The sequence below is a fragment of the Deltaproteobacteria bacterium genome (genome assembly GCA_016931625.1).
Taxonomy (GTDB): Bacteria; Myxococcota; XYA12-FULL-58-9; order XYA12-FULL-58-9; family JAFGEK01; genus JAFGEK01.
This window is the reverse complement of sequence record JAFGEK010000099.1, coordinates 1-4,632: the sequence shown is the minus strand read 5'-3', so window position 1 is coordinate 4,632 and position 4,632 is coordinate 1. Positions and strand designations below refer to the sequence as shown.

The window sequence follows — 4,632 nt, the reverse complement described above, 5'->3', positions numbered from 1 at the left end:
ATATTGCATTAAACGACTGATACATACTTGTGGCGGTATTGATATAAATAAATGAACATGATCTTTTGATATATGACCTCGCATTATAATGACATCGTGGTCACCACATATTTGACGAATAATTTCACGAAGTCTTAATCCTATATTACCTTTTAAGGCCTTACGCCTATACTTAGTACACCACACTAGATGAAGATGTAAGGCGGGGGCTTTGACCATCCCAGCATGAGACAGTAAGCAATAATATTTTCTTTGTTTTATTAATTATATTAATTCATGTGTTATTTATATATAAACATATGGTTACAGAAGCAAATAGGAGGGTACAATGGCTGACGCAACTACTGTTAGCGGTGGTACCAATGTGATTATAATTTTGCTTATGCTAGGTGTATCAGGCTTTTTAGGATATCTCGGCATAATTGGTATTAAAAATAAAAAAACATTCCTCAGCGGCAGAAGAAATTTTAATAATGCTGGTGATATTAAATCGATAACTGGTTTTAAAGCTCAAATCATTGGCATACTATATTTGCTTGTGGCTTGTTTGCTACTTTATAAAACTTTTTTCTAAGCTTTAAAGTTTATTAATTATGGCCAAAGCTGCAAGTTGAACACTAGCAATTGATTTAATAATCATATAGTTAGTTCAAGCAAAACACTGGGGGTATGTTTATGCAAAATTCTAATACAGACAATCCCGAACTCTTGCTAGCCTACGGCTTTGTTCAAAACACTGCAAAAAACGTATTTCTTACTGGCCAAGCTGGCACCGGCAAAACCACATTTCTTCGCAATTTAAAAAAATCCTCACTAAAGCGTATGGTTGTACTTGCGCCCACCGGCGTTGCCGCCATAAACGCCGGCGGGGTTACGATTCACTCATTTTTTCAAATGCCTTTCGGACCTTGGCTTCCCACAGAAGCATCAACACTAATGGCCGATGGCGATGGCGATTTTAAAAATGGACTATCCGCAAAATTTCACCGCTTCAGCCGCGAAAAACTCAATATTATACGAAGTGTCGATCTAATCGTCATTGACGAAATCAGCATGGTGCGTGCTGATCTACTTGATGGCATCGACGAGATATTAAGAAAGTTTCGTGACCGCACTAAACCGTTTGGTGGTGTGCAGCTCCTCATGATCGGCGATATCCAACAATTAGCACCAGTCATAAAAGATGATGAATGGAATATTCTTAAACCATATTATAATACACCTTTTTTCTTCGGCAGCAAAGCGCTTAAAAACTCAAACTATGTCACCATCGAACTCAAACAGATATATCGACAAAGCGACCCTGAGTTCATAGATCTGCTCAACAGAGTACGCCGTGCCGATAAAAATCTTGAAACATTCGCGATGCTCAACAAGCGGTTTGAAAAAGACATAGATTTAAAAGCAAAAGGATGCATCATCCTCACTACCCATAACTATCAAGCAAAACAAATAAACCAAGAACGTATGAACAAACTTGGGGGTAAATCGTTTACATTTACGTCTCAAATAGATGGCGAATTCCCAGAATATTCTTATCCCACCGATTATGAATTGAATATAAAAATTGGCGCTCAAGTCATGTTTGTTAAAAACGACTCATCTGCACAAAAGCGTTATTTCAACGGCAAAATCGGAACTGTAATCTCCATCAAAGAAGACAGCATATTCGTAAAATGTTCTGATGATAACACAACAATCACAGTTAAACCCGAAGAATGGCAAAATGCACGCTACGGTTTAAATGAAAAAAGTGAAATCATAGAAACCGTAATAGGAACATTTACCCAGTATCCCCTTAAAGCCGCGTGGGCCATCACCATCCACAAGAGCCAGGGTCTGACATTCGATAAGGTGATAATTAATGCTGCTTCGGCTTTTGCCCATGGTCAGGTCTACGTGGCCCTCAGCAGGTGCAAAACATTAGAAGGGTTGTTTTTAACGACAAAACTTTCTCCTAACGTTTTAATAAAAAATAATTTAGTGTCTGAATTTTCACAAAAGGTGCGGCTGAATCAACCAAACAAAGAGCAGTTGCAGCAAGCTGCCGTTTTGTACCAGCATTCACTTCTATATGAGCTCTTTAATTTTTCTCTTCTTAAAAACCGGTCGAGATATTGTCTGAATCTGCTTAATAAAAACCAAGAAAAACTATTAGCCAAATTGTTAGAATCTTTTCGGGCCATAGATACGATAATTAGTACGCAAATATTTGCAATAGCCGTTAAATTCACCATGCAAATTAAAAATCTGCTATGCGAAAATACAGAGATAGAATTAAACCTAAAACTTCAAGATAAAGTCAAAAAAGCGACTAGATATTTTATCGATCTATTGCAAACATGTGCTACTGAGACGGAAGTCGTGAATGATACGATTGATTTTGATAACAAAGAAATACACAAAGCCATAAATGATAGTCTACGAAGATGTCAGGAAGAAATGCAAAAAAAACTTGCCTGCCTTAAGTCATGCAGACAAGGTTTTTTGCTAAATGATTATCTTGTCGCTAGAGCCAAAGGATGCATTGAAAAACCCATTGAGAAAAAAATACCTTCGGATCAGTTAAAAACAGATGATAGCAGCGCTTTTGATGCCTATAATGCGCTTATCAATAAATTGAAAGACTGGCGGCGCCACAGGGCGCAAGAAAATAATGTCCCGGTATATGTAATTATGCATCAGCAAACTTTGATGCAAATTGCAACAGTTATGCCATCCTCTTTAAAAGCGCTTAAAGAAATTAAAGGTATGGGCAAAAAGAAAGTTGAGTGTTTTGGTGAAGAGATATTACAAATAATTTTAAAATACAGTACAGCAAACAGATCGCCGCTTGCATGCGATTACACGCCGCTCAACGAAGGCAAGGCTCAACGTAAAAAAGAAAAGATAAATACCTTAAAAGTTACCTTTGACCTTTTTATGTCGGGCAAAACCCTTAATGAAATCGCAGCAGAAAGAAATCTAACGCTATCAACCATTGAAGGGCATATAGCTAAACATATAAGTAACGGTATACTCAGTATTGACCAATTTTTGTCTTCAGACAAGGTGCATAAAATCCAAAAATACTTTCTCTCACAAGAAAAAATGATGCTGACTCCTGCAAAATCACATTTTGATGATGAGTTTTCGTACGGCGAGCTTAAAATGGTACTAGCGCATATAGAATATGAAGGGGATGTAACAGATTGAACCCGCGGTCTTAGTTCCAAAGACATGGGACTGGTTGTTAATTATAAAAATTTTTTAATGATATGCTAAAACGCACATAACATTCATTATTATGTTATAATTACTACAATTTTGTAGGAACTCTAACCCTTTACTACGTGATGGTGGCCTTTAACAATATTTAAAATAATTAACAATTGTCATAACAAGTAACAACTTCCCTATTTTATCTAGCAAATTATTAATCGCAGCATCTACCAACAAAATTGGCCCGTCCTTTGCATACCTAAATGGCATCGTCTCATGGCGATTAAATAATACGGCCGTCTGCAAAACGACAGGCCAAGGCATTAGACATTAGAAAGGACGGCAAATGAAGAAGGTAATATCAATTATAACGCTCACGGCGGCAATGATGTGGGCAAGCGCAGCAATGGCGGCTGATCCAACGATTGCATCAAATGCCAAAGCTCTCGACACCGTTTGGGTGTTAGTTGCGGCATTTCTGGTATTTTTTATGCAGGCTGGTTTTGCATTAGTGGAGACTGGTTTTACCCGCACTAAAAACGCTTGTAACATTGTTATGAAAAACATCATCGACCTTTGCGCTGGTTCAATAGTATTTTGGGCTGTTGGCTTTGCCATTATGTTTGGTACCGATGCTTTTGGTTTGTTTGGCACTAGTGGCTTTTTCTTATCTGCAGGAGATCCCAGCACTGGTGACGGTCTCTGGCAACTTGCTTTTTGGTTATTTCAAGTAATGTTTGCCGCGACTGCTGCTACTATTGCTTCAGGAGCCATGGCTGAGCGCACCAAATTTAGCGGATATCTTGCTTATAGTGTTGTAATCTCAGCGATTATCTACCCCATCGTTGGTCACTGGATTTGGGGTGGTGGTTGGTTAAGCAAATTAGGTATGATTGACTTTGCCGGTTCGACCGTTGTTCACTCAGTCGGCGCTTGGGCGGGCTTAGTTGGTGCACTTATGTTAGGCCCACGTACTGGCAAATATATTCGACATAATGGCCGCACTGAATCGCGTGCTTTTCCTGGCCACAGTATTCCCCTAGCAGCTTTAGGGGTTTTTATTTTGTGGTTTGGTTGGTTTGGGTTCAACCCAGGCAGTACCGTTTCTGCATCTAATCTAGCGATTGCTACTATTGCAGTTACTACCACTTTAGCTGCTGCTGCTGGCACCATTTCAGCCATGTTTACCGCTTGGGGATTGTATAAAAAACCTGATGCCAGTATGACCCTTAACGGCGCCTTGGCAGGCTTAGTTGCTATTACCGCACCTTGCGCGGTAGTTTCACCCGGCTCTGCAATCATTATAGGCGCTATTGCTGGCATAATTGTTGTACTAGCCGTTGGTTTCATCGACAAAATATTGCATATTGATGATCCGGTTGGTGCCGTATCAGTACATGGTGCTTGTGGTGTCTTTGGCACCTTAGCAGT

Annotated in this window: 4 protein-coding genes; 3 read left to right on the top strand and 1 reads right to left on the bottom strand. The window is 39.3% G+C overall.

What is annotated here, in order from left to right; genetic code table 11:
- A partial coding sequence (gene tnpA, locus JW841_09160; protein ID MBN1961103.1) for an IS200/IS605 family transposase occupies positions 1-186 on the bottom strand: 186 nt, incomplete at its 3' end.
- Between the two features lie 142 nt (positions 187-328).
- Between tnpA and JW841_09155 the strand changes: the two genes are divergently transcribed.
- The 3 genes from JW841_09155 to JW841_09145 form a co-directional block, all read left to right on the top strand.
- Positions 329-574, top strand: coding sequence for a hypothetical protein (locus tag JW841_09155; GenBank protein MBN1961102.1), 246 nt, complete (start codon positions 329-331; stop codon positions 572-574).
- Between the two features lie 95 nt (positions 575-669).
- Positions 670-3,195 carry an HRDC domain-containing protein gene (locus tag JW841_09150; protein ID MBN1961101.1) on the top strand — a complete coding sequence of 842 codons (2,526 nt, stop codon included), beginning with the start codon at positions 670-672 and terminating at the stop codon, positions 3,193-3,195.
- Positions 3,196-3,547: 352 nt separating this feature from the next.
- Positions 3,548-4,632, top strand: a 1,085-nt coding sequence (locus JW841_09145) for an ammonium transporter (GenBank protein MBN1961100.1), incomplete at its 3' end; no start/stop codon positions are given.